Annotated in this window: 27 protein-coding genes and 1 pseudogene; 13 read left to right on the top strand and 15 right to left on the bottom strand. The window is 70.5% G+C overall.

Features of this window, described 5'->3' with window-relative positions; translation table 11 throughout:
• From MJ777_RS13965 to MJ777_RS13975, 4 genes and pseudogenes are all read left to right on the top strand, one after another.
• Positions 1-219, top strand: a 219-nt coding sequence (locus tag MJ777_RS13965; RefSeq protein ID WP_239376647.1) for a hypothetical protein, incomplete at its 5' end; no start/stop codon positions are given.
• A gap of 158 nt (positions 220-377) precedes the next feature.
• Positions 378-1037 carry a nucleotidyl transferase AbiEii/AbiGii toxin family protein gene (locus tag MJ777_RS13970; protein ID WP_239376649.1) on the top strand — a complete coding sequence of 220 codons (660 nt, stop codon included), beginning with the start codon at positions 378-380 and terminating at the stop codon, positions 1035-1037.
• 194 nt (positions 1038-1231) lie between these two features.
• Positions 1232-1612, top strand: a pseudogene (locus MJ777_RS23140) (WD40 repeat domain-containing protein); the annotation flags it as partial.
• Positions 1613-1672: 60 nt separating this feature from the next.
• Complete coding sequence (locus MJ777_RS13975) at positions 1673-2137, top strand: hypothetical protein (protein WP_239346514.1); 465 nt, start codon at positions 1673-1675, stop codon at positions 2135-2137.
• Positions 2138-2420: 283 nt separating this feature from the next.
• Here MJ777_RS13975 and MJ777_RS13980 read toward each other — a convergent pair whose 3' ends face one another.
• Together MJ777_RS13980 and MJ777_RS13985 are read right to left on the bottom strand one after the other, a co-directional pair.
• The gene (locus MJ777_RS13980) at positions 2421-2846 is read right to left on the bottom strand and encodes a type II toxin-antitoxin system VapC family toxin (protein WP_239346515.1); all 426 of its coding nucleotides are present in this window, start codon (positions 2844-2846) and stop codon (positions 2421-2423) included.
• Positions 2843-3082 carry a type II toxin-antitoxin system Phd/YefM family antitoxin gene (locus tag MJ777_RS13985; protein ID WP_239308613.1) on the bottom strand — a complete coding sequence of 80 codons (240 nt, stop codon included), beginning with the start codon at positions 3080-3082 and terminating at the stop codon, positions 2843-2845. Before MJ777_RS13985 ends, MJ777_RS13980 begins: the two co-directional genes overlap by 4 nt.
• Before the next feature lie 66 nt (positions 3083-3148).
• On the opposite strand from MJ777_RS13985, the gene MJ777_RS13990 reads away from it, so the two are divergent.
• From MJ777_RS13990 to MJ777_RS14020, 7 genes are all read left to right on the top strand, one after another.
• On the top strand, positions 3149-3553 hold the full coding sequence (locus tag MJ777_RS13990; RefSeq protein ID WP_255724070.1) for a S8 family serine peptidase: 405 nt from the start codon (positions 3149-3151) through the stop codon (positions 3551-3553).
• 44 nt (positions 3554-3597) lie between these two features.
• Complete coding sequence (locus tag MJ777_RS13995; RefSeq protein ID WP_239308586.1) at positions 3598-3834, top strand: hypothetical protein; 237 nt, start codon at positions 3598-3600, stop codon at positions 3832-3834.
• Positions 3835-4249: 415 nt separating this feature from the next.
• The gene (locus MJ777_RS14000; protein WP_239376651.1) at positions 4250-5875 is read left to right on the top strand and encodes a carboxyl transferase domain-containing protein; all 1626 of its coding nucleotides are present in this window, start codon (positions 4250-4252) and stop codon (positions 5873-5875) included.
• Entirely contained in the window at positions 5872-8097 is a 2226-nt protein-coding gene (locus MJ777_RS14005) for a biotin carboxylase N-terminal domain-containing protein (RefSeq protein ID WP_239376653.1), read from the top strand. Before MJ777_RS14000 ends, MJ777_RS14005 begins: the two co-directional genes overlap by 4 nt.
• Positions 8090-9265 carry an acyl-CoA dehydrogenase family protein gene (locus MJ777_RS14010; RefSeq protein WP_239376655.1) on the top strand — a complete coding sequence of 392 codons (1176 nt, stop codon included), beginning with the start codon at positions 8090-8092 and terminating at the stop codon, positions 9263-9265. The genes MJ777_RS14005 and MJ777_RS14010 overlap by 8 nt, the downstream gene beginning before the upstream one ends.
• Before the next feature lie 262 nt (positions 9266-9527).
• Positions 9528-10124, top strand: coding sequence for a MaoC family dehydratase (locus tag MJ777_RS14015; protein ID WP_239376657.1), 597 nt, complete (start codon positions 9528-9530; stop codon positions 10122-10124).
• A complete protein-coding gene (locus MJ777_RS14020) occupies positions 10121-10930 on the top strand; it encodes a CoA ester lyase (protein ID WP_239308592.1) in 810 nt (269 codons plus the stop codon). The genes MJ777_RS14015 and MJ777_RS14020 overlap by 4 nt, the downstream gene beginning before the upstream one ends.
• Before the next feature lie 177 nt (positions 10931-11107).
• Here MJ777_RS14020 and MJ777_RS14025 read toward each other — a convergent pair whose 3' ends face one another.
• Together MJ777_RS14025 and MJ777_RS14030 are read right to left on the bottom strand one after the other, a co-directional pair.
• Complete coding sequence (locus tag MJ777_RS14025) at positions 11108-12478, bottom strand: cytochrome P450 (protein ID WP_239346522.1); 1371 nt, start codon at positions 12476-12478, stop codon at positions 11108-11110.
• A 363-nt stretch (positions 12479-12841) separates the two neighbouring features.
• Entirely contained in the window at positions 12842-13960 is a 1119-nt protein-coding gene (locus MJ777_RS14030; protein ID WP_239308594.1) for a PEP/pyruvate-binding domain-containing protein, read from the bottom strand.
• A 126-nt stretch (positions 13961-14086) separates the two neighbouring features.
• Between MJ777_RS14030 and MJ777_RS14035 the strand changes: the two genes are divergently transcribed.
• Together MJ777_RS14035 and MJ777_RS14040 are read left to right on the top strand one after the other, a co-directional pair.
• The gene (locus tag MJ777_RS14035) at positions 14087-14809 is read left to right on the top strand and encodes an SDR family NAD(P)-dependent oxidoreductase (protein WP_239376666.1); all 723 of its coding nucleotides are present in this window, start codon (positions 14087-14089) and stop codon (positions 14807-14809) included.
• A gap of 3 nt (positions 14810-14812) precedes the next feature.
• Positions 14813-15586 carry a maleylpyruvate isomerase family mycothiol-dependent enzyme gene (locus MJ777_RS14040; protein ID WP_239376668.1) on the top strand — a complete coding sequence of 258 codons (774 nt, stop codon included), beginning with the start codon at positions 14813-14815 and terminating at the stop codon, positions 15584-15586.
• A gap of 68 nt (positions 15587-15654) precedes the next feature.
• Here MJ777_RS14040 and MJ777_RS14045 read toward each other — a convergent pair whose 3' ends face one another.
• From MJ777_RS14045 to MJ777_RS14095, 11 genes are read right to left on the bottom strand one after another with little or no spacing between them, the layout of a single operon-like run.
• Positions 15655-16308 (bottom strand): hypothetical protein, encoded by a 654-nt coding sequence (locus MJ777_RS14045; protein WP_239308597.1) that lies wholly within the window; start codon positions 16306-16308, stop codon positions 15655-15657.
• The gene (locus MJ777_RS14050; protein ID WP_239308598.1) at positions 16305-16835 is read right to left on the bottom strand and encodes a 3-isopropylmalate dehydratase; all 531 of its coding nucleotides are present in this window, start codon (positions 16833-16835) and stop codon (positions 16305-16307) included. Before MJ777_RS14050 ends, MJ777_RS14045 begins: the two co-directional genes overlap by 4 nt.
• Positions 16832-18106, bottom strand: a complete 1275-nt coding sequence (locus MJ777_RS14055) for a 3-isopropylmalate dehydratase large subunit (protein WP_239308599.1) — start codon at positions 18104-18106, stop codon at positions 16832-16834. Before MJ777_RS14055 ends, MJ777_RS14050 begins: the two co-directional genes overlap by 4 nt.
• A 1-nt stretch (position 18107) precedes the next feature.
• Positions 18108-18389, bottom strand: a complete 282-nt coding sequence (locus tag MJ777_RS14060) for an acyl carrier protein (RefSeq protein WP_239376670.1) — start codon at positions 18387-18389, stop codon at positions 18108-18110.
• Entirely contained in the window at positions 18379-19890 is a 1512-nt protein-coding gene (locus tag MJ777_RS14065) for a PEP-utilizing enzyme (RefSeq protein ID WP_239376672.1), read from the bottom strand. Before MJ777_RS14065 ends, MJ777_RS14060 begins: the two co-directional genes overlap by 11 nt.
• Positions 19887-20891 carry an SDR family oxidoreductase gene (locus MJ777_RS14070; protein ID WP_239376674.1) on the bottom strand — a complete coding sequence of 335 codons (1005 nt, stop codon included), beginning with the start codon at positions 20889-20891 and terminating at the stop codon, positions 19887-19889. Before MJ777_RS14070 ends, MJ777_RS14065 begins: the two co-directional genes overlap by 4 nt.
• Complete coding sequence (locus tag MJ777_RS14075) at positions 20888-22159, bottom strand: SDR family oxidoreductase (RefSeq protein WP_239376676.1); 1272 nt, start codon at positions 22157-22159, stop codon at positions 20888-20890. The genes MJ777_RS14070 and MJ777_RS14075 overlap by 4 nt, the downstream gene beginning before the upstream one ends.
• Positions 22156-23391: an acyl-CoA dehydrogenase family protein gene (locus tag MJ777_RS14080; RefSeq protein ID WP_239376678.1), complete on the bottom strand. Its 1236-nt coding sequence runs from the start codon at positions 23389-23391 to the stop codon at positions 22156-22158. Before MJ777_RS14080 ends, MJ777_RS14075 begins: the two co-directional genes overlap by 4 nt.
• Positions 23388-24479 carry a UbiA family prenyltransferase gene (locus MJ777_RS14085; protein WP_239376680.1) on the bottom strand — a complete coding sequence of 364 codons (1092 nt, stop codon included), beginning with the start codon at positions 24477-24479 and terminating at the stop codon, positions 23388-23390. The genes MJ777_RS14080 and MJ777_RS14085 overlap by 4 nt, the downstream gene beginning before the upstream one ends.
• A complete protein-coding gene (locus MJ777_RS14090) occupies positions 24476-26221 on the bottom strand; it encodes an AMP-binding protein (protein ID WP_239376682.1) in 1746 nt (581 codons plus the stop codon). Before MJ777_RS14090 ends, MJ777_RS14085 begins: the two co-directional genes overlap by 4 nt.
• On the bottom strand, positions 26218-26919 hold the full coding sequence (locus tag MJ777_RS14095; protein ID WP_239376684.1) for a TenA family transcriptional regulator: 702 nt from the start codon (positions 26917-26919) through the stop codon (positions 26218-26220). Before MJ777_RS14095 ends, MJ777_RS14090 begins: the two co-directional genes overlap by 4 nt.
• Between the last annotated feature and the right edge of the window lie 4 nt (positions 26920-26923).

Genomic DNA, 26923 nt, shown 5'->3' on the forward strand with positions numbered 1-26923 from the left:
GCGATCGTCTGCGGCGATAAACTGGGACGCATGGCCGACACGCCTCGCACGGCGACGCCCCGCTTCGAGCGGCCGTACACGGTCGCGGGAGACCTGGACCTGCTGCGTGGGCGTCGTCCGGCATCGTCCGCCTACCCGCGCATCTGGGCTGGTCGGGCAGCGCGGAATACGATCTCGGCGCTCCCGGCAGGATCGTCGACCTCTACCGTGCTGTCCTGATCGAGGCAGCCAGCCCGCGGGACCTCTACGCCTACCTGGACGGCGCGATGCTGCGGCGGTTGTGGGCGCTGTTGTGGTTGCCGGTACCGCTCAGGGCAGCCTGGGAGCAGAGGTTCCCGGTTCTCGCTGACATCAGTCGGGCTACCGCCGCGTAGACCGTGGAACCACGGCATGAGAAGATCGCGAAGATTGCCCTGGCCGCCGGGGCGCGGTACGGGCTCGCGCTCGCGGGTGGCTACGCGGTCCAGGCCCACGGAATCGGCGCCCGCCCGAGCGGCGACGTCGATCTGTTCACCAGCTGGCACCACCGCGACGAGTTCCCACAGCTCGCGTCCGCGGTCATCGCCGCGCTCGACGAGGCGGGGTATACGACCACCGTCGCGATGCGGGCCGAGACCTTCGTGCGGCTGATGGTGACGGATCGTGCTGACGGCGCGGTCGAGAAGGTGGGACCCTCGGCGGACTGGCGGGCGCACGATCCGGTCCTGCTGGACATCGGGCCCGTCCCGCACGCGGACGACGCCATCGCGAACAAGATGTGCGCCCTGTTCGGACGGGCCATGCAACGCGACTTCCTTGACGTCGACGCAGCAATCATGAGCGGTCGCTACACGCGGCGGGAATTGCTCGACCTCGCCGCCGCGACCGACCCGGGCTTCGACCCGCTGGTCTTCGCGGACGCGCTCGGCGCGCTGACGCAGATCACCGATACCGCGTTCGCCGAGTACAAAGCCGATCCCGGCTCGGTCGCTGAGATGCGCCGACGGTTCGCCGACCGGCGAGCGCAGCTCTTGGCAGACACGCTCCGGCCGAGCTGATCCGCAGTGCTCATCGACGTCGACGGGCAGCCGCGCATGTGTATGACGGCGAGGGGCAACGATAGCGCCCGCGAAGTGACACGACCGCTTCGATCCTGCGGAGACTGTCGTAGAACTACAGCCCAGCCTCGCGGGCCGCCTGGCCGAGGCGGACCGCCGGCAAGACCATGAACGTCGGCGACCAGGTAGAGGTGATGGGGTGCTACGTCGACGCCGGCTCGGCCGAGCCGTGCGGGCTGCCCCGATCACGGTCGCCAGACGGGCCTGAGTGTCCGGAACCGTCAGGCTGGCGAAACACATGTTCGATCCAGCTATCATCGATTATCGTCCGCCGGCCCCCGCTCCGGACGCATCCAGTGACTCCGCATCAGATTTTCCCGGGCGGGGTCAGCGGGATCGCGTTCGCCCCTGATGGAGCCCTACTCGCCTCGGTCAGCAACGATGAACCGGTCCGAATCTGGGATGCCCTCACCGGTGATCTGCAAAGCACCTTCACTGGCCACACCGGTATGCTGACAAACCTCGCTTTCTCTCCAGACGGCGCTCTGCTTGCCTCTGCCGGGAACGATGGCATGGTGCAAATCTGGGAAGTGAAGAGCGGCACCATACATGCCACACCAAGCAGGCATATCGGCGTGACTGCCGTGGCATTCTCGCCGGACGGGCTCCGTCTCGCCTCCGCTGGGGGCGACGAGACTGTGCGACTCTGGGAGGTCACCAGCGGGGCCGCCCGTGCCATCCTGACCGGTCACGCCGGCTGGGTACACGGCGTGGCATTCTCTCCTGACGGAACGCTACTCGCCTCCGCAAGCAGCGATATGAAGATCAGAATCTGGGATGTCGCCACCAGCGGACTGTTAGCCAGCCTAGCTGGTCACACCGGCACGGTGAACGGCCTGGCCTTCTCGTCAGACGGATCCCTGCTTTCATCCGTCGGCGAGCATGATCATTCAATACGGGTCTGGGATGTCGCCGGCGGCACATGTACAGCCGCGCTCCGCGTAGCGGCGCCATTGTTTGGCTGTGCTTGGCACCCCCGCAAACAGACCATCGCCCTAGCGGGGGCCGCAGGCATCTACCTGCTCAACTACCAGAGTTGAAAAGGCACGATCCGGCCAAAAAGGCGAGAACCTCCAGCACCCAGGAATGCCACAGTGAGCACGCTCCGGAGCGCCGCGCGCCCTAACGTGACAAATCCATACCGTAGGCTCGCTTCCAGCGGCCGCTCGCGGCGGGACGGCCTCATTTTCGATGAGCCGATATCCAGGCCTCCTGCCGTACGTTTGCGGACGCCGCTGTCTGCTGGGGTCGAGGGAGAGGGGCCAGCGACGAAGCATCGCGAGGTTCTCACCGGTTCTGTGCCGTCCGCCCCGACATCCCTACCTACCGGTGGTAGGTCCAGGGGTTGACGAGTGGGACGCCCATGGGGGCGAAGTCGGACTCGTTGCGGGTGACGAGCGTGAGCCCGTGGACCCCGGCCGTGGCTGCGATGAGTGCGTCGTGAGCTGGGCGCCGGTTGGGCACGTGGAGCCGCGCCGCCGAGTCGGCGACGGCCTGGTCGACGTCGAGCAGCCGGCCAACATATGCCGGGAGCACGTTCTGATCGAGCCACGAGTCCAGGACGGTCGCCTGCCGGGCGTCGTGCCGCCGCTTGTTCTCAATGCCAGCCCGAAGCTCCAGCAGAGTGATGACAGAGAGGAAGGTCGCCGATGGCGACAGGGTCTGGGCCCAGGTGTTGAATCGGTCATCCCGCCGTTTCGCGGGCTTGCGGAGCTCGGAGATGATGTTGGTGTCGAGCAGGAAGCTCACAGGTCAACCTCGCGCGGCGAGTCCCGCGGACGCACCGGCTCGAAGTCAATCTCCTCATCCAGGACGAACGCGTCTCCCAGGATGCCCGCGGTGCCCGTGAGCCGCTGATAGTCCTCGAACGACAGCAGGACGTGCGATGGCCGACCGTGATCCGTGATGATCACCGGTCCGCTGGTAGCGGCCCGCTTGACCGCGCTCACGTCGCGGTTGAACTCCCGCGATGAGACCATGGTCATCACGATCACCTCCTCGGTAGGTACGTACCTACACTACCTGTTTCCGCATATCCCGCCCTGCCGTCCATGAAGATCGAGCTCAAGGCCGACCGCATCGACTCAGCCCTCTGGCCAGAGCAGAGCGAGACGGAGCGAGACGGAGCGAGACGGAGCGAGACGGACAGCAACAGGATTCCGACGGAGAACGACGGCGGGGAGCCCTCCGGACCCCCGCTGCTGGCCAGCGGCGGACAGATCGACCTTGCCGGCCCCGGAGTCGATGTCTACTCGTCCTGGGTGACGCCCAGGAAGTACAACGTCATTTCCGGGACAAGCATGGCCACCCCACACGTTGCCGGCATCGCCGCGCTCTGGTACGAGAAAACCGGGCAGGGCGCACTCGAACTGTGGGGTAATCTGACCAGGGCGAGTTTCCGGCTTCGCGCGTCGTCGCTCGACGTCGGCGCCGGACTGACGCAGGCTCCGCAGTAGGTTCCGCAACGGTTTTTTCGCCGTTGGCCAAAGAGGTGACCCCCATGGCGAACAATGTTCATATCACTGTTGATGACACATATCGGGGCAGTTTGGCAGAAATCGCCGCCGCGCTCCGGGCCAGGGGGATGCACGTCGATCAGATTCACGAGGCCATCGGAATAATATCCGGTTCCGTGCCGGATGCCGACTGGCGGTCGCTGGAGGCTGTGGCAGGGGTGCGGGCCGTCGAACCCGACACGTCCTTCCACCTGCCGCCGCCGGACGCACCCATCCAGTAACTCTCCAGCGGCCCCCTGAAGCGCCCTCAATCCACAGGTGCGGCCGGGCGCGAGCATGGCAAACATCCGTACCCGCCCGGCCGGCCCGCCCACGTCGCACAGTGCCGGTCTGCGCGACGTGGGCGGACAGCAGTCCAAGGGTGGGATCGTTGAAGCCCACGGGCGTCTCGGGGTCGAAGGCTGGGCCGTCTGGGAATTCCGTGTGGCACGCAGTGCGTACCGGCGAAGACGACGTCGAACGCGCCGGCCAGCCGGAGGACATCGCCGCGGCCTGCGCGTTCCTGCTCTCGTAAGGAGGCCGGGCACGCACCGGACAGCTTCTGGGCGTGGACGATAGGCGGAATAGACGATGGGCGGAATACCTGGAACCGCATCCGCACCTCCGAGGAAGCAGGCAGGCGATGAGGGCGATCAGATGAGCACTCTCCGGTCAGCCGCGTCCGGGCACACCTCGGGCGCACCCTCCGGTACGGACGGGGCCGGCAACGCGGCGGCGCACCGCGCGCTGGTCGCCCACCTGCGCTCCGCCTTGGCCACAGCCGCCCAGGGCGGGTCGCGGGAGGCCCGTGCCCGCCACGTGAGCCGGGGCAAGCTGCTGCCTCGCGAGCGGATCGACACCCTGCTCGACCGTGGCAGCCCGTTCCTGGAGCTCTCGCCGCTGGCCGCCTGGGACATGTACACCGACGAGGCGCCAGGCGCGGGGATCATCACCGGTGTCGGGCGGGTGGCTGGCCGGGAGTGCATGCTGGTGGCCAACGACGCCACCGTCAAGGGCGGCACCTACTACCCCATGACCGTGAAGAAGCATCTGCGCGCGCAGGAGGTAGCCCTGCACAACCAGCTGCCCTGCCTCTACCTCGTCGACTCCGGTGGGGCGTTCCTCCCGTTGCAGGACGAGGTGTTCCCCGACCGGGAGCACTTCGGGCGGATCTTCTACAACCAGGCGACGATGTCGGCGGCGGGTATCCCGCAGATCGCCGCGGTGCTGGGCTCGTGCACGGCCGGTGGGGCCTACGTCCCGGCCATGAGCGACGAGGCTGTGATCGTCCGAAACCAAGGAACGATCTTCCTGGGTGGGCCGCCGCTGGTGAAGGCCGCGACCGGCGAGGTCGTGTCGGCGGAGAACCTCGGCGGCGGGCTGCTACACAGCAAGGTCTCCGGGGTCACCGACCATCTCGCCGACGACGACGCCGACGCGCTGCGTCGGGTCCGCGCGATCGTGGCCAGCCTCGCCCCCCGCGCGCCCCGCCCGTGGGAGGTCGTCCCGACCGAGGAGCCGGCAGCCGACCCAGCCGAGCTGTACGCGCTGGTGCCCACCGACAGCCGGATCCCCTACGACGTGCGCGAGGTGATCGCCCGGATCGTCGACGGCAGTCGGTTCACCGAGTTCAAGCGTGACTACGGACCGACGCTGGTTACCGGCACCGCCCGGCTGCACGGCCACCCGGTCGGCATCATCGCGAACAACGGGGTGCTGTTCAGCGAGTCCGCGGTGAAGGGGGCGCACTTCGTCGAGCTGTGCGACCAGCGCCAGATCCCGCTGGTGTTCCTGCAGAACGTCACCGGGTTCATGGTCGGGCGGGAGTTCGAGGCGGGCGGGATCGCCAAGCACGGCGCCACGATGGTCACCGCCGTCGCCTGCGCACGGGTCCCGAAGTTCACCATCGTGATCGGTGGCTCGTTCGGCGCCGGTAACTACTCGATGTGCGGTCGCGCCTACTCACCCCGCTTCCTGTGGATGTGGCCGAACGCGCGGATCTCGGTGATGGGCGGCGACCAGGCCGCCGCCGTTCTCGCGACCGTCCGGCGCGAACAGCTGGCGGCTCGCGGGAACGACTGGAGCGTGGAGGCTGAGGATGGGTTCAAGGCGCCGATCCGCGAACAGTACGAGCGTCAGGGCAGCCCCTACTACTCGACGGCCCGGCTGTGGGATGACGGTGTGATCGACCCGCTGGACACCCGCACCATGCTGGGGCTGGCCCTGTCGGTGGCGGCAAACGCGCCGCTGGGACCCGTCCGCTACGGCATCTTCCGGATATGACCGATACGGGCCCGCTTTTTGACGCCGTACTGGTCGCCAACCGGGGGGAGATCGCGGTCAGGGTCATCCGCACCCTGCGGGCGCTCGGCATCCGCTCCGTCGCCGTCTACAGCGACGCCGACACCGACGCCCGGCACGTCCGCGAGGCCGATGAGGCGGTGCGGATCGGCCCGGCTCCGGCGCGGCAGTCCTACCTGTCGGTGCGGCACCTGGTCGACGCGGCCCGGCTGACCGGGGCGCAGGCGGTCCATCCCGGGTACGGCTTCCTGGCCGAGAACGTCGCCTTCGTGCGCGCCTGCGCCGACGCGGGGCTGGTCTTCATCGGACCGTCCGCGCACGCCGTCGAGGTGATGGGCGACAAGATCCGCGCCAAGCGGACGGTGGCCGCCGCGGGCGTCCCGGTGGTGCCCGGCCGCGCCGAGCCGGGGATGAGCGACGACGACCTCCTCGCCGCCGCGGACGAGGTCGGCTACCCCGTGCTGGTGAAACCGTCCGCCGGTGGGGGCGGCAAGGGGATGCGGCTGGTCACCGGCCCGGCCGCGCTGCGCGGTGAGCTTGCCGCCGCCCGCCGCGAGGCGACCGCGTCCTTCGGCGACGGCACCGTGTTCCTCGAGCGGTTCGTCGCCCGGCCCCGGCACATCGAGGTGCAGATCCTCGGCGACGCCCACGGCCACGTCATCCACCTCGGCGAACGCGAGTGCAGCCTGCAGCGCCGCCATCAAAAAATCATCGAGGAGGCGCCGTCGCCGCTGCTCGACGCGGCGGCCCGGGACCGCATCGGCGCGGCCGCGGTCGATGTCGCCCGCGCTGTGGGCTACACCGGCGCGGGCACCGTGGAGTTCATCGTCGGGGCCGACGACCCGGGACGCTTCTACTTCATGGAGATGAACACCCGGCTACAGGTCGAGCACCCGGTCACCGAGATGGTCACCGGGATCGACCTGGTCGCCGAACAGCTCCGGATCGCCGCCGGCCGGCCGCTGACGATCATCCAGGACGGCGTACGCCTGACCGGGCACGCGATCGAGGGGCGCGTCTACGCCGAGGACCCGGCCCAGGGCTTCCTACCCACTGGCGGCACCGTCGTGGCGCTGCACGAACCGGCAGGTGACAGCATCCGCGTCGACTCCGGCCTGGCCGAAGGCGCATGGGTGGGAACAGACTACGACCCCATGCTCGCCAAAGTGATCGCCTGGGGGCCGGACCGGACGACGGCGCTCGCCCGGCTGGACGCGGCGCTCGCCCGCACCGCCGTCCTCGGAGTCGGGACCAACGTGGCGTTTCTGCGGGCGCTGCTTGCCCACCCCGGCGTGGTCGCCGGTCGCCTCGACACCGGCCTGGTCGAACGGGAGCTGGCCGGGCTCGTCGACGGCAGCGTCCCAGCCGGCGCGCTCGTGGCCTACGGTCTGGCGCGGCTGGTCGAGGCACAGCCGGCCGGGCCGGTGATCGACCTGTGGGACACCCCCAGCGGCTGGCGGGCCGGCGGCCCACCGGCTCCTCTGATCTGGCGGGTGGCGCTGCCCGCGGGCGGCAGCGCCGAGGTCGCCGTGACCCCCGTCGCCACGCCCGGGGCCGCCGGGACCGCTCCACCGCCTGGACCGCCCGGCAGACGGCCATCCCACCGGCTGGCTGCCGAGCTGGCCGCTACTGTCAGCATCCGCCGTGAGCCCTCCGCGACCGGGACGCTCCGCCCGTTGTCCCGGCCGCTTGGGGCGGGCGCGGTTGGGGCAGGCGCGGTTGGGGCAGGCGCGGTTGGGGCAGGCGCCGACGACGGCGAGCCCCACCCCGCCACGGTACGCACCCTCGGCGACGGCTGTGAACTGCTGGTCACCGTGGACGGGCACAGCCGGCGCTGGTGGTACGCCCGCGATGGGCAGGTCCGCTGGCTCGGGGCCGGCGGAGCCGCGTGGGCCCTCACCGAGGCCGGCCCCGCGGCCCGCACCGGCGCCGCCTCAGCCGGCGTCGCCGAGGTCCGCAGCCCGATGCCCGGCACCGTCATCGCGGTCCACGTCCGTACCGGCGAACAGGTCACCGCCAGCCAGCCGCTTATCATCGTCGAGGCGATGAAAATGGAGCACAGCCTGGCCGCGCCTGTGACTGGCCAGGTCAAGGATCTGCTCGTCAGTCCCGGCGAGCAGGTCAGGATTGACCAGTTGCTCGCCGTCGTGGACGCGGCCGAGCCGGCCAGCACACCCGCAAGCGGGGAGCCGCCCGATGCCTGACACCCGCCTCACCGACGAGCAGGAGTCCCTGCGCCGCACCGTCGCCGAGTTCGCCCGCGAGGTCGTCGCCCCGGTGGCGGCCAGGCACGACGAGGATAGAACCTTCCCGTACGAGGTCGTCGCTGGTATGGCAGCGATGGGCCTGTTCGGGCTCCCCTTCCCCGAGTCCTACGGCGGGATGGGCGGTGACTTCTTCACCCTGTGCCTGGCCATCGAGGAGCTGGCCCGGGTTGACTCCTCAGTCGCGATCACGCTGGAGGCCGGCTGCTCGCTCGGGGCGATGCCGATCTACCGGTTCGGCACCGAGAAGCAGAAACGCGAATGGCTGCCGATGCTGTGTTCCGGCGCGGCCCTCGGCGCGTTCGGCCTGACCGAGCCGGCGGCCGGCAGCGATGCCGGCGGCACCCGTACCACCGCCCACCTGGACAGCGGCATGTGGGTGATCAACGGCTCCAAGGCGTTCATCACAAACTCCGGCACCACCATCACCCGCCTGGTCACCGTCACCGCCGTCACCGCCGTCACCGGCACCAGCGGCGATGACCGGGACGCGGACAGGACGAAGGAGATCAGCAGCATTGTGGTGCCGGTCCCCGCCCCCGGCTTCACGGCGGAGCCGGCGTACTCCAAAGTGGGCTGGCACGCCAGCGACACCCACCCGCTGGCCTTTGTCGACGTGCGGGTACCCGAGGCGAACCTGCTCGGCGAGCGGGGGCGCGGCTACGCGAACTTCCTGGCCATCCTCGACGAGGGCCGCATCGCCATCTCGGCGCTGGCTGTGGGCTTGGCCCAGGCCTGCGTCGACGAATCGGTGGCCTACGCCAGGACCCGCCATGCGTTCGGCCGGCCGATCGCCGCCAACCAGGCGATCTCCTTCAAGATTGCCGATATGGAGGCGCGGGTCCACGTCGCCCGCACCGCCTACTACGACGCGGCCGCCCGCATGGCCGCGGGACTGCCGTTCAAGAAGGAGGCCGCGATCGCGAAACTGGTCAGCAGCGAAGCGGCGGTGACCAACGCCCGGGAGGCCACCCAGATCCACGGCGGCTATGGCTTCATGAACGAATACCCGGTCGCGCGGCACTGGCGGGACAGCAAAATCCTTGAAATCGGCGAAGGCACCAGCGAGGTACAGAAAATGATCATAGCCCACCACCTCGGCCTTTAGAGCGTGTTTGAGATCGTCATTCCGGCTCACCGCGCCCAGGTGCCCCCTGGCCGCGTTGTCGGCCACACCGATACAACTCATCCGGTATCGCTTCGGCCTTCCGCCTTGCCAGGGTGCGCCTGGACGCGGCTCACTGATCGAAAGCCCGATCTCACACACGCTCTTAGATCGAGACCAGACGCACGGCGTCGGTAGACCCGTCAAGCGTGCCCGTCAACCAATGCCCGGCCGCTGAGCACGGCCAACCGACGGAGATGAGACGATGCGTGACGAAAGTGACCAACGCCGTCGCGTGGAACAGCGCGGCCTGTGGTTCGACGAGTTGGAGGTCGGCGTGGTGTACGCGCACCGGCCTGGGCGGACGGTGAGTGAAGCCGACAACACGCTGTTCACGACGTTGACGATGAACGCGCAGGCGCTGCACCTCGACGAGGCATGGAGCGCCACCCAGCCCTTCGGCCGCCGCCTGGTCAACAGCCTGTTCACGCTGTCGACCCTCGTCGGTCTGTCAGTCAACCAACTCACTCAGGGCACAACCGTCGCCAATCTCGGTTTCGCCGAGGTCCGCTTCCCAGCGCCGGTCTTCCACGGCGACACGCTCTACGCCGAAACAGTGGTCCTGGACAAGCGCCTGTCACGCAGCCGGCCGGGACAGGGCGTGGTCACCCTTGAGCACACCGCGCGCAACCAGCATGGCGAGGTGGTCGCGGTCGCCGTGCGCGGCGCGCTGATGCTGCGCTCGGACACAGCGGGCCCGAACACAACGGGCCCGAACGCGGGCGGCGGATCCACCGCCGCCGATTCGTCCGATCCGCCGACAGGCCCGGCCCCGGAGCTGGACCCGGACGTGGCCCGATGACCGCGCGCCTGCCCGGACCGGCGCTGCTGTTCTGTCCCGCCGACCGTCCCGACCGGTATGCGCGGGCCGCCGCGGCGGCCGACGGCGTCATCCTCGATCTGGAGGACGCCGTGGCACCTGAGGACAGACCGCGGGCGCGCCAGGCGCTGCGCGAGACCCCGCTCGACCCGGCGCGGACGATCGTGCGGGTCAACCCGGCCGGCACCGACGACCACGCCGAGGACATCGCGGCGCTGGCGGGCACCCCCTACCAGGCCGTGATGCTGGCCAAGACCGAGACCGCCGAGCAGGTGGCCGCGCTCGCCCCGCGGCAGGTCGTCGCGCTGTGCGAAACTCCACGCGGCGTGCTCGCCGCACCCGCCATCGCCGCCGTCAGCAACACCGTCGGCATCATGTGGGGAGCCGAAGACCTGGTGGCCGCGCTCGGCGGACGTTCCAGCCGGGACGCCGACGGCCGCTACCACGACGTCGCCCGCCACGCCCGCGCCAGTATCCTGCTCGCCGCCGGCGCCTACCTGCGCGTCGCCGTCGACGCGGTCTACCTCAACATCACCGATCTCGAGGGGCTCGCCCGCGAGGCGCGGGACGGGGCGGCGAGCGGGTTCACCCTGAAGGCCTGCATCCATCCCAGCCAGGTCGCCGCCATACGACAGGCTTTCCTGCCCGCACCGGAGGAGATCGACTGGGCCAGCCGGGTGCTCGACGCCGCGGCCCGCTCCCCCGGCGTGTTCAGGTTCGAAGGCCGCATGGTCGACGCCCCGGTCCTGCGCCACGCCGAGCGCATCCTCGCCAGCCGGGCGCGCTAAGGGCGAGGTGCGTGCCCTGGCCCCGCGACGCCGCGTCCCCTATTGCCGGTCGCCCTAAGTAGTTGTCGCCGGAGGTTCGCCCAGGGTCGGCCGGCTGCGACCACCAGGTCAGAGCGCCAGTCCCGCCCGCGGGCCTTTCCAGCTCCTCGGCTCGGGAGAAGCCCGCGGGTTTCGGCATCAGCGTGGCGTGACCAGACTCGGCACACCGGACGTCGGGCGCAGCGTGATGTGGTTGGTGTAGGGGGGGTCGTCGACGGGTGCGGTGAACGTGAAGTTCTGGACCAGCCCGGCCAGCGCGATCGTCGATTCGAGCATCGAAAAGTGCTGACCTATGCAGCCGCGTGGCCCGCCCCCGAAGGGGAACCAGGCATAGCGGTGGCGCGCCTTCTCCCGCTCCGGCGTGAACCGTTCTGGCTCGAAACGCTCCGGCCTGTCCCAGAACAGCGGATGCCGATGGGTGACCCAGGGGACGACGAGCAGGTCGCTCCCAGCCGGGATGCGGTAGCCGCACACGTCCTCATCCGTGAGCGAACAACGACTGATGATCGGTGCCGACGGGTACAACCGCATGGTTTCCTTGAGCACCATCGTGCTGTAGGGCAGCGCTGGAACGTCCGCCACGGTGGGGATGCCGGCGATCGCGTCGGCCTCGTCACGGACGCGCTCTTGGACCGCGGGATGCCGGCCGAGCAGGTGCAGGGCATAGGTCAGCGCGGTCGAGGTCGTCTCGTGCCCGGCAAGCAGGAAGATGAGCACCTGGTCACGCACTTCAGCGTCAGTCAGGGCGTCATCGCTGTCACGGGCGTCGAGCAGCAGCCCGAGCAGGTCGCCGTACCTGGCACCGCTGGCCCGCCGCTGCGCGATTATCTGATCGCAAACCGAATAGAGCTCGCTCCGCGCCTGCGCGAGTTGCCGGTTGACCGGCGTGGGCCAGCGCAGCGGCATGCGGATCGGCGCCAGTCCGCGACGTAGTACCGCCTCCGCCAGCCTCCCGAACTCACGGCGGACCACCGGTAGCGCCTGATCAAGATCATCGCCGAACAGGACGCGACACACCACCCGCAACGTCAGCCCGGTTATCTCGTCATCCAGATCGATGGTGCCCGCGCCGCGCCGGCGCCATCCGTTCACCAGGCTCTCGACCTGTCCGCCCATGGCGGCTGCGTACTCGGCCACCCGCCGGGTGGTGAACAGCGGTTGAAGAAATCGCCGCTGACGGTGCCAGTCGGCATCCTGGCTGGTCAGGATGCCGTTGCCGAACGCGCCGCGGACCTCCCGGTAAAAAACGTTGTCCTTGCGATAGTTGGCCGAGGAGCTGGCGAGCACGCGCTGGGCGGCGTCGGGATGAAATACCAGGTATATCTCGCGTAGCCCGGGTGGCCCGACACGGAAGCAAACAGCGTCCCCGTACCTCTCGAAAGCTCGCAGAAAGGCTCCGAGCATGTCGCCGCGTAACTCGGCCGCTGATCCCAACAAGAAGGAGCCCGCCGCAACGGGCGGTGTGCGCGCGGGCGGACTACTTGGTGCCGAGGTGGATAAGCTGCTCATGCCCGTGCCCTTCGTCGACGGGACCATCCAGTACAGATCATTAATATTCACTCATTCAGATCCGCTCCAGCCGCATCTTATACCAACACCGCCCCGCGGGATACTTACCAGCGTTTCGTCTCGCGTTCGCCCACGGTTGATCTAGCCACCATTTTTGATCTTGTCGTTTGTTATTGCTTATTGTCAATCGCGAGACGCCGTCAACAACGTTGACTATCTTGTGGATAGCAACGCGCGGCCCGGCTGTTCCGACCACTTAGAGGCTCCGGCAATAGGACTGTCCGGCTCGCGGCTTTCCGCATCCCGCCCGGCCGCGTTGTCCTCGGTCGGCGCCCAAAACCAGGGCGCCTTCCTCGGGCGCTCCTAGTTTTCCACGGTAACCGTGCCCGCGCCGCCATCAACGACGAGCAGGCGGCCGTCAGCGATCATCAGCACGTCCGCACCGACACCGGTCACCGCGGGCAGACCGATCTCCCGCGCGACGATCGCCGCGTGGCACAGCAGGCCACCCGACGCTGTGACGAGACCTGCCGCGGTCGCCATCAGCGGCAGCCAGGCGGGATCGGTGGTGGGAGCGATCAGGATGCCGCCCGGCTGCCAGTTCCCGTCATATGGGTCAAGCACAACGGCTCCGGTGCCCCGCGCCACACCGCCAGCGGCGGCGAACCCCTGGAGCAGTTCGGCCCCGTTCGCGGCACCCTCGGCAGCGGCACGGATATCACGACGGCCGGGGCTGGCCGGTCCTCCCAGGGGGCGCGTCACCGGTCGTGCCTGCAGCCACAGCAAGGCATCGGTCGCCATCAGTACGGCGAACTCCAGATCCAGCGGCATGCCAGCCTCCCGTTGCAGGCTCAGACACGCCGCCCCGACAGCGCCCGTCGAACTGGTGAGCGCTCCCGCCGGGGCCACCGGCCCGGCCTCGCGGTCCCACTCCTCGACGGCCGGGATGACCGCCCCCGAGACCAGGCGCTCGCCAGGCCCCGCGCACCACTCCAGCCGGCCCGCGGCGGCCGAACGTCCGATCCACACCCCCGCCGCGGTGGGCTCCTGGTACTCCTGCAGCACGACAGCCATCCGCGGCGGCGCGCCGAGCCCGGTGAGGTCCAGGTAGGCCGCTGGGCCGCGGTCAGTGGCACTGGCCACGACCCGGCGGACCGCCGCGGGAACCTCCGCGGGCGACAGATCGAGTTCAGTGCGGAACTGACCGGCGAACGAGAACCGCGCGCCGTCCTCCACCGAGGCGGAACTACGCACCGCCCACCGGCCGACCTCGGCCGGCAGCTGGACGCCCTCGGCCGCGACGCTGGCTGCCGCATCGACGCTCAACAGCCAGGTGGCCGGTATCCGGGCGCCGAGGCGGACCAGGCCAGCCAGCCCGACTGCCTTTCCACCCCACCTCGATACAAGATTTCCGGGGGCCCCGAGTTGATACCCGGCGGACAGCTCCTGAACGAGGAACGACAAGGGAGTGGGCAGTATCATGGAACGCTCCGAAAAATGCTCGAACAAGGCGCTGGGCACAAGGCGCTGGGCGCTGAGGCGTGAGAGGATCCCGGCGTATCCGCTGAGAACACTGATTATTTCCGCCGAAAGAGCTGAGGAGGGCGCATGGGCCGCGTCGTCGTCGTCAGCGGCGGCGGCACCGGAATCGGTGCCGCCGCCGCTGAGCTTTTCGCCGGTGACGGTGCCGAGGTATACCTGCTGGGCCGCCGCGAGAACGTCCTCGCCGCCACCGCCGAGAAACTCGGGCCCCGGGCTCACGCGGTCACCTGCGACCTGCGTTCCCCGCGCAGCGTCGAGGCCGCGGTCCGCCAGCTGCCCGGCACGGTGGACGTATTGGTGAACAATGCCGGCGCCCGCGGCGTGGCGGCCGGCGGAGACGACCTGACCGCCGTCGCCGAGCGGTGGACGTCCGACTTCCGCAACAACGTCCTGGTCGCCGTCCTGCTGACAGCCGCGCTGACCAGGCGTCTGCGGTCGCCCGGCGGCAGGGTCGTCACCGTGAGCAGCCTCGCCGCGGTACGCGGGAACGGTTCCTACGGGGCGGCGAAGTCCGCGTTGCACGGCTGGAACCTCACGCTCGCGAGCGAGCTGGGCCCGCGCGGGGTGACGGCGAACGTGGTCGTGCCGGGATTCATCGCGGGCACCGAGTTCTTCGGCCAGGACACCACCGACGACGAACGGACGCGGCGTGCCGCGCAGACCCTGGTGAACCGTGTCGGTGAACCGGGCGACGCGGCCGCGGCGATCCATTACCTGGCCTCGCCCGACGCGGGCTACGTGACCGGGCAGTTCCTGCACGTCAACGGCGGCGCGCTGCCGGGCCGGTGAGCGGTGACCCCGGATCCCACCGGCCCGAGCGCCTCGTTCGCCGATGTGCTCGAGGGGCTGCGCCACCGCCACGCGGTCCTGCGGCGCATCGTCCGTTCGCTCTCCACCGACGATTGGGACGCGCCCACGCCCGCCGCCGGCTGGGCGGTCCGCGACCAGCTCGCCCACCTCGCCGACACCGAGGAGGTCGCGTTCGACACGCTCACCGGCGGTCCGCGCGCCTTCGCGGCCGAGCTGCCGGCCTTCCCCAGCGCTGACGCCTTCACCGCGGCGGGATGCCACCGCGGTGCGGGCATGAGCACGGCGGAGCTTGCCGGCTGGTGGGAGCGCGGCGCCACCCGGACGCGGGAACGGCTCGCCGAGCTTGCCGCCACGGAGCGCGTGGCCTGGGGCTTCGGTATGGACGCGCGGACGTTCGGGCTTGCCCGGACCATGGAGCACTGGGCGCATACCCTCGACATCACCGATGCGGTCGGGGCTGACGCCGAGCTGGTGAGAGAAGCGCCGCTCGTCGCCGAGCTCGGCTACCGCACGATCCCCTGGGCGTTGCTGCGGGCGCATGCCACCCATTCGCGACGGTCGCTGCGGGTGGAGCTGCACAGTAACGGCGGCACGGACAGCTGGGGCCCGCCCGGCGCCACCGACGTCGTGTCCGCCCACCTCCTGCAGTGGTGCTGCCTGGTCACGCGGCGGACGCCCCGTCCCGGGCTGCCCGTGCCCAGAGCATGGGGGCCGATGGCGCACGACGTCGTGCGCCACGCGCGGTGCTACCTGTGAGCGGGCTACCGGTGAGCGGGCTGCCAGTGAACGGCTGACGCCGCGCGGCGGGCACGCGGTCACCCCGGTCACTCGTCCGCCGCGCCGCGTTCGGCCCCGCCCGACAGCAGCAGGTCACGATGCAGTTCCATCCACACCTCATGGAAGGAACCGCACAGGACACCGGTCACCGCGCGGACCTCACCGGCGCGGGCGCGGGCGAGCGCGCCGGTGAGCCGCGCCGGGTAGCGCGCGAACCGCTCCTCGACGACGGCCAGCGGGGCGAGCAGCTGCGCGCACCGCACCGCCAGCGACGCGAGCTCCTCGATGATCCGGCTGTCGTAGCCGGCGTCGTCGTGCGGGTTGGGCACGCCATCGCGCAGCTGCCACCGCGTGCAGCGTTCCTTGACGTCACGGTTGACCAGCCGGAACGCGTCGAGGACAACCGGCAGCGGCCCACGCAGCGAAGCGGTGGCCACCGGCAGCCAGCGGGCATGACGTTCCCGGCCGGCTGGGGTGAGGCCGTAGCGGTCGCTGGGCGGCCGGCACATCGCAAGCCCACGATCCACGCAGGCGTCCAGCTCAGCGGCTGGTCTGCCCGTCGCTTGGACGTACTGCGGGGGCGTCGCCGTGCCCATGACGGCAAGCGCGTGCAGCGCCCGGTCGACACCGGCCGCGCCGTCGACACCGGCCGCGACGATTTCCGGCCCGGCGGTGCCGCCGGAGCTCCGTGTGTCCGTCACGCGTGCTCCCCTCGTCCGTCTGCTGTGTCCAGGGACGCCATCCGGGCGCGCAGCCGCGGCATGAGGCCGCCGTCACGCAGCAGATCCAGCAGGAACGGGTCCAGCACCGTGCCGGTGGCCACGCTCCCGTCCGCGCCCGACACGGTTCCCGCCGTGAGGTCCACCAGCAGGGGGCCCTCGTCGGGGATCAGGTCGACCCGGTCGATCTCCAGGACCGGCAGCCCGATGTTGAGCGCGTTGCGGAAGAAGATCCGGGCGAACGAACGGGCCAGGATGACGCTGATGCCGAGATCCTTGAGCGCCGCCGCCGCGTACTCCCGGCTGGAGCCGCAGCCGAAGTTGCTGCCCGCGACGATCGCGTCACCCGGGCGGAACCCGTCGGCGATCTCGGGCAGCAGCATCGCGAGGCCGCTGAGCGCGACATCGGCCTTCGCGCCGGTCAGGGTCATGAAGCTGCCGGGGAACAGGACGTCGGTATCGAGGTTGTCACCGAGCCGCCAGCGGCGGCCGGACACCGTGATGTTCACCGGAGCACCTCGTCAGCGGATAACAGGCCCCGCGGATCAGTGATCATGCCAGTCGTCGCGCTGGCCGCGACCGTTGCCGGCGACGCCAGGTAGATGCTCGCCCCCGCGCTGCCCATCCGGCCGACGAAGTTACGGCTGCTCGCGGTGATCGCCGTCTCACCGTCGGCCAGGACTCCCGCCTGCAGGCCCGCGCACGGGCCGCACCCGGGCGGCTCGACGATCGCGCCGGCCGCCGCGAAGATCTCCAGCAGGCCCTCGGCGAGCATCGCGCGGTAGATGACCTTCGAGGCCGGCGTGATGATGAGCCGTACCGAGCTGGCGACGCGCCGATGGCGCAGGATCTGGGCCGCGGACCGGTAGTCGGTGAGCCGGCCACCCGTGCACGAGCCTATGTAGGCCTGCTGGATAACGACTCCGGCCACATCCGCGACCGGCCGGACGTTCGCGGGGCTGTGCGGGGCCGCGCACAGCGGCTCCAGCGCGGACAGCTCGACTGTGATCCGGCGGCTGTAGTCAGTGCCGTCGTGCAGGGTCAGGTCGAGGCCAGGCTCGGGCTCGCGCCCGACATAGCGCCATGTCGTCTCGTCGACCTCGACAAGGCCGACCTTGGCGCCGAGCTCCACCGCCATGTTCGCGAGCACGAGGCGCTCGTCCATCGGCATGGCCCGCACGCCCGGACCGCCGAACTCCAGCGAGGCGTAGGTCGCGCCGTCCATGCCGAGGTCCCGCAGCAGGTACAGGACGACGTCCTTCGCCGACACCCCCGTCGGTGGGCTCCCCGTCAGCCGCACCGAGATGGCGTGCGGCACCTTCAGCCACAGCTTCCCGGTCGCGAGGACCCCCGCCATCTCGGTACCGCCGATGCCGGTCGCGAAACTGCCGAGCGCACCCGCCGTGCAGGTATGGGAATCGGTCCCGACGACGACATCGCCGGGACCTGCCAGCCCGCTCTCGGCGAGGGTCTGATGGCTCGGGCCGTCGTAGAAACCGGTGTGGGTGATGCCGTGCCGCTGGACGGCGGCGATGATGGCGCGGTTGTTCTCCGCCTGCGCGACCGTTGCCGCGGGCACGAAATGGTCGATGGTCACGTACACCCGGTCGGGATTCCAGAGCGGCACCCCCAGCGTCTCGAAGGTGCGGAACGTGGGCGGTCCGAGCACCTCGTGGGTCAGCGCCAGGTCGATCTCGAATTCGTCGACCTGGCCGGCCCGCAGGGAACGGCCCGCCTTCCGGGACAGGATGCGCTCGGCAAGCGACGGGAAGCCCGGCATGTCAGGCCGTTCTCTCGGCCGTGGGCCCGGCGCCGGAGCGGATCACGGCGACCAGCTCGAGGATGTCCCCGATGGTCGACAGACCCGCGATCCTGGGGTCGGCCACGATGCTGATGCCGAGCAGCTCCTCGACACGGACGAGCATCTCTATCGCGCTGATCGAGTCGATACGCAGATCCTCCACGATCCGATCGGACGTGCGCAGGTCCCGGCGCACCCCTTTGATACGGCTGTATTCCGCCGCTAACGCCCCGATGATGTCGGGCGCGGAATTATCGCTCATGAACCCGTACCTCTCCTGATGTTCCGTCCACGGTCATGAATGTGCCGGTGGGAATAGCCGCCGCGCCCTGGTGGCCGACGACGCAGGGAATCCCGTACTCCCGGGAGAGAATGGCGATATGCGACAGTTCACTGCCCCGTTCGGTCACCACTGCCGAGACAAAGGGCAGCAGCGGCGCGACATCCGCGTCGGCCGAGACGCATGCGAGCACCACGGGCTCGGCGGGGATAGCGGAGATGTCGGAGATGTCGGAGATGTCTGGATGGATCACCAGGCCGGTCGCCCGCCCGGGTGAGACGCCCTTGGCCGGCCGTACGCCGCGGCCGAGCCATGGGCGCGGGCTCGCCGGGTCCCGCAGGTCGAGGTGCTCAGGCATCTCGGTGGCCAGCGCCTTCTCGCACGCCTCGCGCCGGTCGTCCCACCGCCGTTCGAGCACGTCCAGCCGGCCCGTCCCGCAGATCTCCGCCACGGTGAGGTATGGCCAGGCGTGGTCGGGCACCCCGCGCACCACCGCCCACCGCGGGAGGACCCGCCGGAAGACGTGCAGGGTGCGCATCACCAGCGACTTGCTGTGTTCCCTGGCGGCCATGGTCTCGCCGACGGTGGACGAGAGCGCCGTGACGATCCGGCGGTTGTGCTCGCCGAGCATCTCCACCGCGGCGACACCGGGATCGAGCACGTCCACCCGGTCCTCGGCCGTCCCGGTCACGACCTGCTGGCGCACGGCGTAGCTGGCCCAGGGCGCGTGGCCGTCCGCGACCTCGTAGAACGACGACGCGAGGAAGTCACCCGAGCCATCTGGCCCGGCGAGGGCGGCCGCGTGCAGACGCCGCCAGACCAGCTCGCGCGGGCGCGACAGCCACAGCTCGACCTCGTCGCCGTGGCGGACCAGCCGCCGCAGCGCCCGACGCAGCGCGACCCGCGCCGGAACGAGCCCGGCGGTGCTCAGGATGTGGACCGACCAGGCGTCGACCAGCACCGCACGGGCTCGTTCGAGCACGAGGGCGAGCATGCCGGCCGTGTCCGCCCCGCCACCCGCGGTCCGCCGGGCGTCGCGCTCGAGCTCGGCGACACGGGCTTCCAGCAGCCGCAGCCGGGGGCCGGTGCCGGCGAGCTCGAGCAGCACCCGGCCGGGCGCCCGGGCCCGCGCCCACCAGGGAACGGTCACGCCCGCGATGCCCGGTGGCGGTTCGATGTCCTCGAAGTAGGCCGCGGTGACATCGGACGCTTCGACGCCGGGGATGCTGTCGGCGAGCGCGCAGTACGACGACAGGTTGTGGTAGGGCCGACAGCCGAAGTACCCGACGAACACGTAGCAGCTTCCCTCCGCCCAGGCGCACCGTCCCCACACCCGGCGGCTGAAGACCCGGGTTGCCCGCTCCATCGGCTCGCCCACGAGGGACCATGACATCGGGGAGAGCCGCTGTGGCGCGACCTCGCCGAAGTTGCCCGCCGAGTAGAACCGGAAGAACGGGTGGACGTCGGTGTCGACGCCGCTCACCGCATCGCCCCGGCCATGACGCGGCCCCGGTCGCGAAGGTGCCGCCCGGTCGTCGTGACGTAGTCGCCGCCGCTGACGGGCCGGTCGCCGGGCAGATCGGACAGGACGTCTGGAGCCAGCTCGAACCACGGCCGGCTGTAGTCGAGCAGTTCAGGGATCACTCCGACGCGGCGGCTGGCCAGGCGGAGCACGGGCCGCAGCGCGGGCACGTCCACCAGGCGGGGAATCCGCCCCCAGGCCGCGCACAGGTCGGTGTAGACCTGCGCGAGCGTCGGGAGATCCGGGTCGTACCAGCTCCAGGTCTGGCCGGTCGAGGGAGCGTTGAGCGCATTCATGATCACCTGTGCGGCTGATCCGACCTCGCTGACGTAGCAGGGGTAGTGGCCGCGCCGGTCCAGGTGCACCGGGCCGCCGGTCAGCAGGTACGGCAGCGCCGCCAGCAGGCCGTGGGAGGTGTCGAGGGCAAGCCCCGCCGGAGGTGCCCCCAGCACCGGCCCGAGCCGCACGATGTTGACTGGGAGATCGCCCGCGTCGCGGGCCCGCCGTTCAGCGCAGTACTTCCCGTACTCGTACCAGTTCCGGAACCGCTGGCCGACGAACAGCTCGCGGTTACCGACCAGGCCCTCGGCGCGGCCGAGCACCAACAGGGACGAGACGTGGACGACCCGGGTGAGCGCCCGCAGCTGTCGCAGGCTCGCCAGCACGGTGCGCATGCCCGTGTCGTGGACGGCGAGTGCCTCGCTCGGCGGACAGTCCCAGCGCACCGAGCCGAAGGCGAGCACCACATGGGTGACCTCCTCGCGGACCTCCTCCAGGGCCGCGCCGGACAGCCCGAAGCCCGGCCGGGTGGCGTCACCCACCAGCCCGGTCCCGGCCGCCCCCGGGCCGGCCGGGTGGTACCCCGACCTTGACAACGACAGCGTCTGGGCTCCGGCCCGGTCAGCGGCCACCGCCACAGCGCGGCCGAGATAGCCGCTGCCGCCGACTACCAGAAGCTTCACTCGAACCTCGCCATCGCGGGATCGCCGGGCAGCTCAGCTGCCACGGGGCTGGCCGGCAGGCCGAACAGGATCCGGGCGAGCAAAGCCGGTTCGACCTGGGGAACATCTGTGGCGGGCAGCAGGGAACGCAGCCGCGTTGTTTCGTAGACACGGTCGAGCGCCACATACCGCAGCCCGGTGAGCGAGTTCGTCCACGCCTCGTCGGGCCGATAGAAGCGGCCGGGATTCTGCGACAGCCAGAGAATCCTCTCGGCCGATGTCGGTACCAGCCGCAGCATGTGCCGGAACCGGTGCGGCCCCTGCGACCGGGCGAGTTCCAGCAACGCCCGCAGCGTCGGCGCGCTCTGTCCGCCCGCGATGTGCACGACGGCCGGGCCGTCGTCGTACGCGCCGGTACCGTCGGCCACGATACGCCGGGCGGCGGCGAGCAGCGCGCGGGCCGCCACATCGCGGGGAAGGGCGTCCACCCGCGCGTCGCGCATGGCGGGAAGCATCCGCAGCGGCAGCTCCTCCCAGCGCGCGGCGAGCAGGTAGAGCGAGTTGCGGCGTCGGGTGGTACCGGTGACGGAGTCGCCGACAAGCGCGGCGAACCGCGCGATCAGTACCGGTGGGTCGCCTGGCCGCCACTGCTCCACGAGCGCCTGCTCGCCGAGCCACTTGCTCTCCTCGTAGACGGTCCGGTGCCGGCATGGCCCCAGTGGTGTTTCGGGCACGACACCGAGCCGGCCGCCCGCGACGTAGACGGTGGACGCGTAGATGTAGGCCACCCGCCGGCCGTGCGCCTCCTGGAGGCGGCGAGCGAGGTTCAGCCCCTCGACGGCGCCGACCGTGTTCGCGGTGAAAAGCGCCTGCTGGGCAGCTGCCCAGTTCGTCTCGGCGGCAAGATTCACCACCACGCCGACGTCGGACAGATCGGCGAGAGCGCCGGCATCGAGGCCCCAGCCGGGCTGGCGGACATCGCCCGGTACCATCCGCCCGCCGCTGTCGGGGCTACCGCCGACAGGAGCACCGCCGACAGGAGCACCGCCGACAGGAGCACCGCCGGCCGGGCCGCGACCGGCCGGGTGCGCGCGGGCAACGACGCGCGTGAGCCGGACCAGGCCAGTGGCATCAGCGGCATCAGCGGCATCAGCGGCATCAGCGGCATCAGCGGCATCAGCGGCATCAGCGGCATCAGCGGCATCAGCGGCATCAGCGGCATCAGCGAGGACGCTGGCCAGGCCATGGCCGAGCTGGCCGGACATGCCCGCCACGAGCAGCCGGATCACCGGAGGCTCACCGCCGCGCGATAGGTCTCGCCGTCACCGCCGAGGCCGCCCGCGACGAGCTCCCACATCATCTCGTCCGTGCCGCCGCCGATGCGGGCAAGGCGCGAGTCCCGCCACATCCGGCTGAGCGGCGTCTCGTCCTCGAGATAGCCGGCGCCGCCGAAGACATGCATGCACTCGCTCGTGCACTCCTCCGCGAACCGGGCCGCGGTGACCTTGAGCGCGGCGACCTCGCGGACACCGGGACCGCCCGGCGCGAACAGCCCCGCGGCCATCGCGAGCACCGCGTGCCGCAGGACCGTGAGCCGGGATGCCAGCTCCGCGATCCGGATGCGCAGCGCCTGGCACTCGAACAGCGGGCGGCCGAACTGCCGGCGGTTGTGCAGATGGGAGACGGCAAGGTCGATCGCGTACTCGCAGCAGCCGACGACCTGCCCGGCCACGGACAGCCGCTCATAGGTCAGCCCGTAGGTCACCGCCAGCAGCCCCAGCCCAGGCCGGGCGACAACGGCGTCCTCACCAACCGTGCAGGCGACATCCATCCAGGTGGTGTCGAGCGACTGTGTGCCGGTCTTCACCAGCCGTTTGCGTACGGTCAGCGCGGCCGCCGGCACGGCGACAACACCCAGTCCCCCGGCCCCGTCACCGTCCATGCGGCAGAGCAGCAGGGCGAAGTCGGCCACCCGGCCGAGAGAGAGGAACTTCTTCTCCCCGCGCACCTGCCAGCCGTCCAGGATCCTCGTCGCGGTGGTGCTGACGCTCATGAGGTCCGAGCCGCCGCCGGCCTCGCTCGCGCCCAGACAGCCGACGAGCCTGCCGTCCCGGACCCCGTCGAGATACCCGCGCAGCAGCTCGGTGCGCCCGTAGCGGTGCAGGATGCTCGCGACGGTCTCCACCTGAAGGCTGATGCCGACGCTGAGCCCGGCGAAACCGAGCCGGCCGCTCTCGATGGCGAGCAGCGCGCCCCAGCCCGTGTCGCCGTCGCAGCCGGCCGGCCAGCGCCGCGCGATGACACCCGCCGCCGCCAGGCCCGCGAGGACCTGCCGGGGAAAGTGCCCCGCTCGTTCGGCCTCGTGCGCCCACGGACGCACGACGTCGGTCAGGACCGCCCGGATCCCGTCCGCCGCGTCGGTCAGGTGTTCGCCGAACAGGCCCTGGCCGAACAGTGGCTGCCCGGCCCGCGTCGGGGCGGCCGCGTGTTGCTCGATGACGTCGGCGGTGTCCGAGCTCATGATCTCACGGCCTTCGAGGAGTCAGCCGGTGCCGCCGGGAGCGGTGCCGGCGGGCCGGTGCCGGCGGGGCTGTCGGTGGCCGCGCCGGCCGTGGCAAGATCCCGGCGGATGCCGCCGCGGATGACCCGTAGCGCGTAGACAAAGCCGCCGAAATAGAGCGTCGCCTGCATCACGACGCCCGCGGACAGCGCGACCGGTACCGAGAACACGGCGGCGAGCGCGGTGTGACGGACGTATTCGCCGAACTTGAACAGGCGCATGTCCGCCATCCGCCGCAGCCGCCCCCGGCCGGGCTCGCCGAACGCGGCCAGCGTGCGGCGGTAGCAGAGCGACATGATCAGCGCCGCTGGCGCCGCGACGGCAAGGCCCCACCAGCCGCCCGGGACGACCGCGGCGAGTATCACGATCGGGACGAAGGCCAGCGTGGCCACCCGTGCGGCGAGCTGGAAGGCCCGCGTGGCGCCGATGCGGACCGGCACGGTCATGTTCCCCACGACAGGATCAAGGTCGACGTCGCGCAAAGCGGCGAGGATATTGTTGGAGACGCAGGCGATCAGCAGGTAGGCAAGCACCCCGACCAGCCACCACGGGTGCTGGCCGCCAGCGAGGTACCAGCCCACCACCGCCGGGATCGTCTGCGGCACGCTCACGACGAAGCTCGCGACGACGCCCTCGTCCTTCACCGTCGAGTACGCCATGGAGAAGACGACCGCGGCAATCGTGAGCGCGAGCGCGAGCCCCGTACGAGCGACACCGCCGCACGCGATGAACAGCGCGCCGAGCGCGACGGCGAAGTAGCCGGCGGCCGCGGCCCACGCCTCGCGCACGGTGAGCAGCCCCGACGGGAGCGGCAGGTAGGGCGCGGTGATCTGGTCGCCGTCCGCGTCGAGGATGTCGTTGACGATGAACAGCGCGCCGCCGGCCGCGGCGACATAGCCGGCAAGCCAGACCAGCGGCCACGGGTCCGGGGACGGGTCCGCGACGGCCCAGCCCATGAAGACCGGCCAGATGTTCATGTTGGACAGATGGATCCGGGTCATCCACCAGGCTGCCTCGGTCTTGAGGGCCGCCAGGCGCAGGGCCCTCATCGGTCCGCGCCCGCGGGTACGGGCGCGGGTACGGGCGCCAGCTCCTCGCCTGGTCCGATCCGCACCGGCTCAGACCCGAGCGCGCCGTCGCGGTAGAGCCGCCAGGCTTCCCGCCGCCGCGGCTTCCCGCTGCTGGTGAACAGGCGCCCGACGGCCTTGGTGGTGACGACCTCGACCGCCACCTCATCGCCGGCAAGCAGCATCACCACGTCGCGGACGAGCGGTGCGAACGTCTCCGCCCGGGACGCGGTGACAACCACGACGACGGGTGTCGTGGCCAGCAGGCCGCCGACGGCCAGGAGCAGCACACCCGGTGCGCGTCGCCGGATCTCCAGTTCGACGTCCTCCATGAAGATGGTGCGGCCACGCAGTTTGAAACTGTCACCGAGGCGTCCCAGGACGTAGAGCTCGCCGTCGTGCAGGAAGCCGGCGTCTCCGGTACGGAACCATCCGTCGGCGCCGAACCGTTCGGCGTCCTGCGGCGATGCGACGCTGTAACCGTCGGCGATGGACGGGCCGCGCACCGACAGCTCGCCGAGATAACCCGCGGGCAGGGGCTCGCCGTCAGCGCCGACAGCCCGTATCTCCAGCCCCGGCAGCGGCGGCCCACAGCTGACCAGACGCGACGCGGCGGCGTCGGCGGCGCGCCCCCCGCCCTCGCCCTCGAGCGCGGAGCCGAGCACGGTGACCGGGGCGTCCATGCGGGCGGTGTCCTGGTCGATACGCACGATCGTCGGAGCGACGCCGAGCGGCACCCCGCAGATCGCGAGCGTCGCCTCCGCCATCCCGTATGCCGGCTGGAAGGCCCGTCGGTCGAACCCGGCCGGCGCGAGCCGGTCCGCGAACGCCGCGAGCGTGGCCGGGTTGACCCGCTCGGCCCCGCTCACCACGGAGCGCACGCTGGACAGGTCCAGCCCCTCGACGCGCGCGGCCGGGACCATCCGGACGATGTACTCGAAGCCGAAGTTGGGCATGAACATGTGGCTGTACCGATGCTCGTCGTACTGCTGGAGCCACCGCAGCGGGTTCCGGAGGAACTGGGTGGGCGGCATGTACGCGTGCTCGGCCTGCCTGGTGACCGCGGCCAACGAACCGCCGACAAGACCCATGTCATGGTAGAGCGGCAGCCAGCACACCCCGCCGTGGGAGCGGACGTCCACCCACGTGTGGATCGCACGGATGTTCGCCGCGAGATTCGCCCGGGTGATACGCACCCCGCGCGGGACGCCGCGGGAACCGGACGAGAACTGCAGGACCGCGAGATGCCCTGGCCGCCGGGGGGGTTGCGGCCCGGTCTCGGCCATCCACGGCGTCACGACGCGGACCGCGAGGCCCGTCTCGCGCAGCGCGTCGGCAAGTCCCCCCGCGCCGTCCGGCCCGGCGAGCGCGAACCGCGGCCGGAGCTGCGCGGCGATCCCCCGCAGCTGCTCAAGCCACCCGGCCCGCTGGTTGACGGCCTCGGGCAACGGGACGTTGGACGGGACCGCCCCGATCCACAGGAGGGCGAAGAAGCAGGCGAGAAACTCCGGGCCGGTGGGCAGGATCAGGGGAACGATGTCGCCCGGCTCCACACCCTCCTCCAGCAACGCGACGGCCGTGCCCAGCACGGCGGCGGCGAACTGGCCGTAGTCGATACGGGTCCAGGTGCCGTCGATGAGAAACCGCAGCCCCCGGTCGGCACGCGGCTCGGTGATCCAGCCGAGCAGCAGCTCCTCGGGCGTGCCGGTCGTCGGCGCGTTCACGGGCGCACCACGGAGTAGTAGAAGTCCTGGAGTTTCAGCCACTGGGCGCACCCGCGCCGGACGAACTGAGGCGCCTCGGCGTCGAACTCGGGCACCTCGTGCGCGTATTTCTCGATCAGCAGCCGCGCGCCCAGCGCGTGGCCGCCGTCCAGCTGGCTGTGCACCGTGAACCACTCGACGTCCACATCGCTGATGCGCCACGACGAGGTGAGGAACACACGCATCTTCTCGACCGCGGCCGGGGTCTGCCGCTCGTTCACGTAGAAAGCGAGCAGCCCCCAGACGAAGTGGTTCTCCCGGCAGGTCCGCAGCAGGTAGTCCAGAAAATCTGCCACCGGCGTCGCCGGCTCCTTATCGAACATTTCCGGACCGGCGCCGAGTACTTCCGCGAAGCGCCGCATCAGATTGTAGTGCGCGTCGGTCCCGTCAGCGAGATCGGTCTCTTCGGCGATGAGCTGCATCATCTCGTAGCGACGGACGTCCGCATAGCGCGTATTGGCATGGATGGCACTGAACCCGCGGTTCTGTCCGTATGTCTGATGGTATTTCTGTACCGCCCAGTCGCGCATCCGGTCACGCGATACCTTGCCGGCGGTCAGCGCGGAGATGAAAGAGTGCCGCGAGTAGCTCTCCCGGTCGATGATCTCATCGAGCAGATCGAGTGTGGTTTGGGTGGATCGAGTGGTTTGGGTGGACACATGG

The organism is Protofrankia sp. Cj5 (genome assembly GCF_917627405.1).
In the GTDB taxonomy this organism is placed as follows: Bacteria; Actinomycetota; Actinomycetes; order Frankiales; family Frankiaceae; genus Protofrankia.

Coding starts and splice junctions, on each gene's coding strand:
- MJ777_RS14085 (WP_239376680.1), bottom strand. CDS start 24,479: ATGAGGGCCCTGCGCCTGGCGGCCCTCAAGACCGAGGCAGCCTGGTGG.
- MJ777_RS14020 (WP_239308592.1), top strand. CDS start 10,121: ATGACCGCGCGCCTGCCCGGACCGGCGCTGCTGTTCTGTCCCGCCGAC.
- MJ777_RS13985 (WP_239308613.1), bottom strand. CDS start 3,082: ATGACCATGGTCTCATCGCGGGAGTTCAACCGCGACGTGAGCGCGGTC.
- MJ777_RS14080 (WP_239376678.1), bottom strand. CDS start 23,391: ATGAGCTCGGACACCGCCGACGTCATCGAGCAACACGCGGCCGCCCCG.
- MJ777_RS14055 (WP_239308599.1), bottom strand. CDS start 18,106: ATGCCGGGCTTCCCGTCGCTTGCCGAGCGCATCCTGTCCCGGAAGGCG.
- MJ777_RS14010 (WP_239376655.1), top strand. CDS start 8,090: ATGCCTGACACCCGCCTCACCGACGAGCAGGAGTCCCTGCGCCGCACC.
- MJ777_RS13995 (WP_239308586.1), top strand. CDS start 3,598: ATGGCGAACAATGTTCATATCACTGTTGATGACACATATCGGGGCAGT.
- MJ777_RS14015 (WP_239376657.1), top strand. CDS start 9,528: ATGCGTGACGAAAGTGACCAACGCCGTCGCGTGGAACAGCGCGGCCTG.
- MJ777_RS14025 (WP_239346522.1), bottom strand. CDS start 12,478: ATGAGCAGCTTATCCACCTCGGCACCAAGTAGTCCGCCCGCGCGCACA.
- MJ777_RS14060 (WP_239376670.1), bottom strand. CDS start 18,389: ATGAGCGATAATTCCGCGCCCGACATCATCGGGGCGTTAGCGGCGGAA.
- MJ777_RS13990 (WP_255724070.1), top strand. CDS start 3,149: ATGAAGATCGAGCTCAAGGCCGACCGCATCGACTCAGCCCTCTGGCCA.
- MJ777_RS14030 (WP_239308594.1), bottom strand. CDS start 13,960: ATGATACTGCCCACTCCCTTGTCGTTCCTCGTTCAGGAGCTGTCCGCC.
- MJ777_RS14035 (WP_239376666.1), top strand. CDS start 14,087: ATGGGCCGCGTCGTCGTCGTCAGCGGCGGCGGCACCGGAATCGGTGCC.
- MJ777_RS14005 (WP_239376653.1), top strand. CDS start 5,872: ATGACCGATACGGGCCCGCTTTTTGACGCCGTACTGGTCGCCAACCGG.
- MJ777_RS14000 (WP_239376651.1), top strand. CDS start 4,250: ATGAGCACTCTCCGGTCAGCCGCGTCCGGGCACACCTCGGGCGCACCC.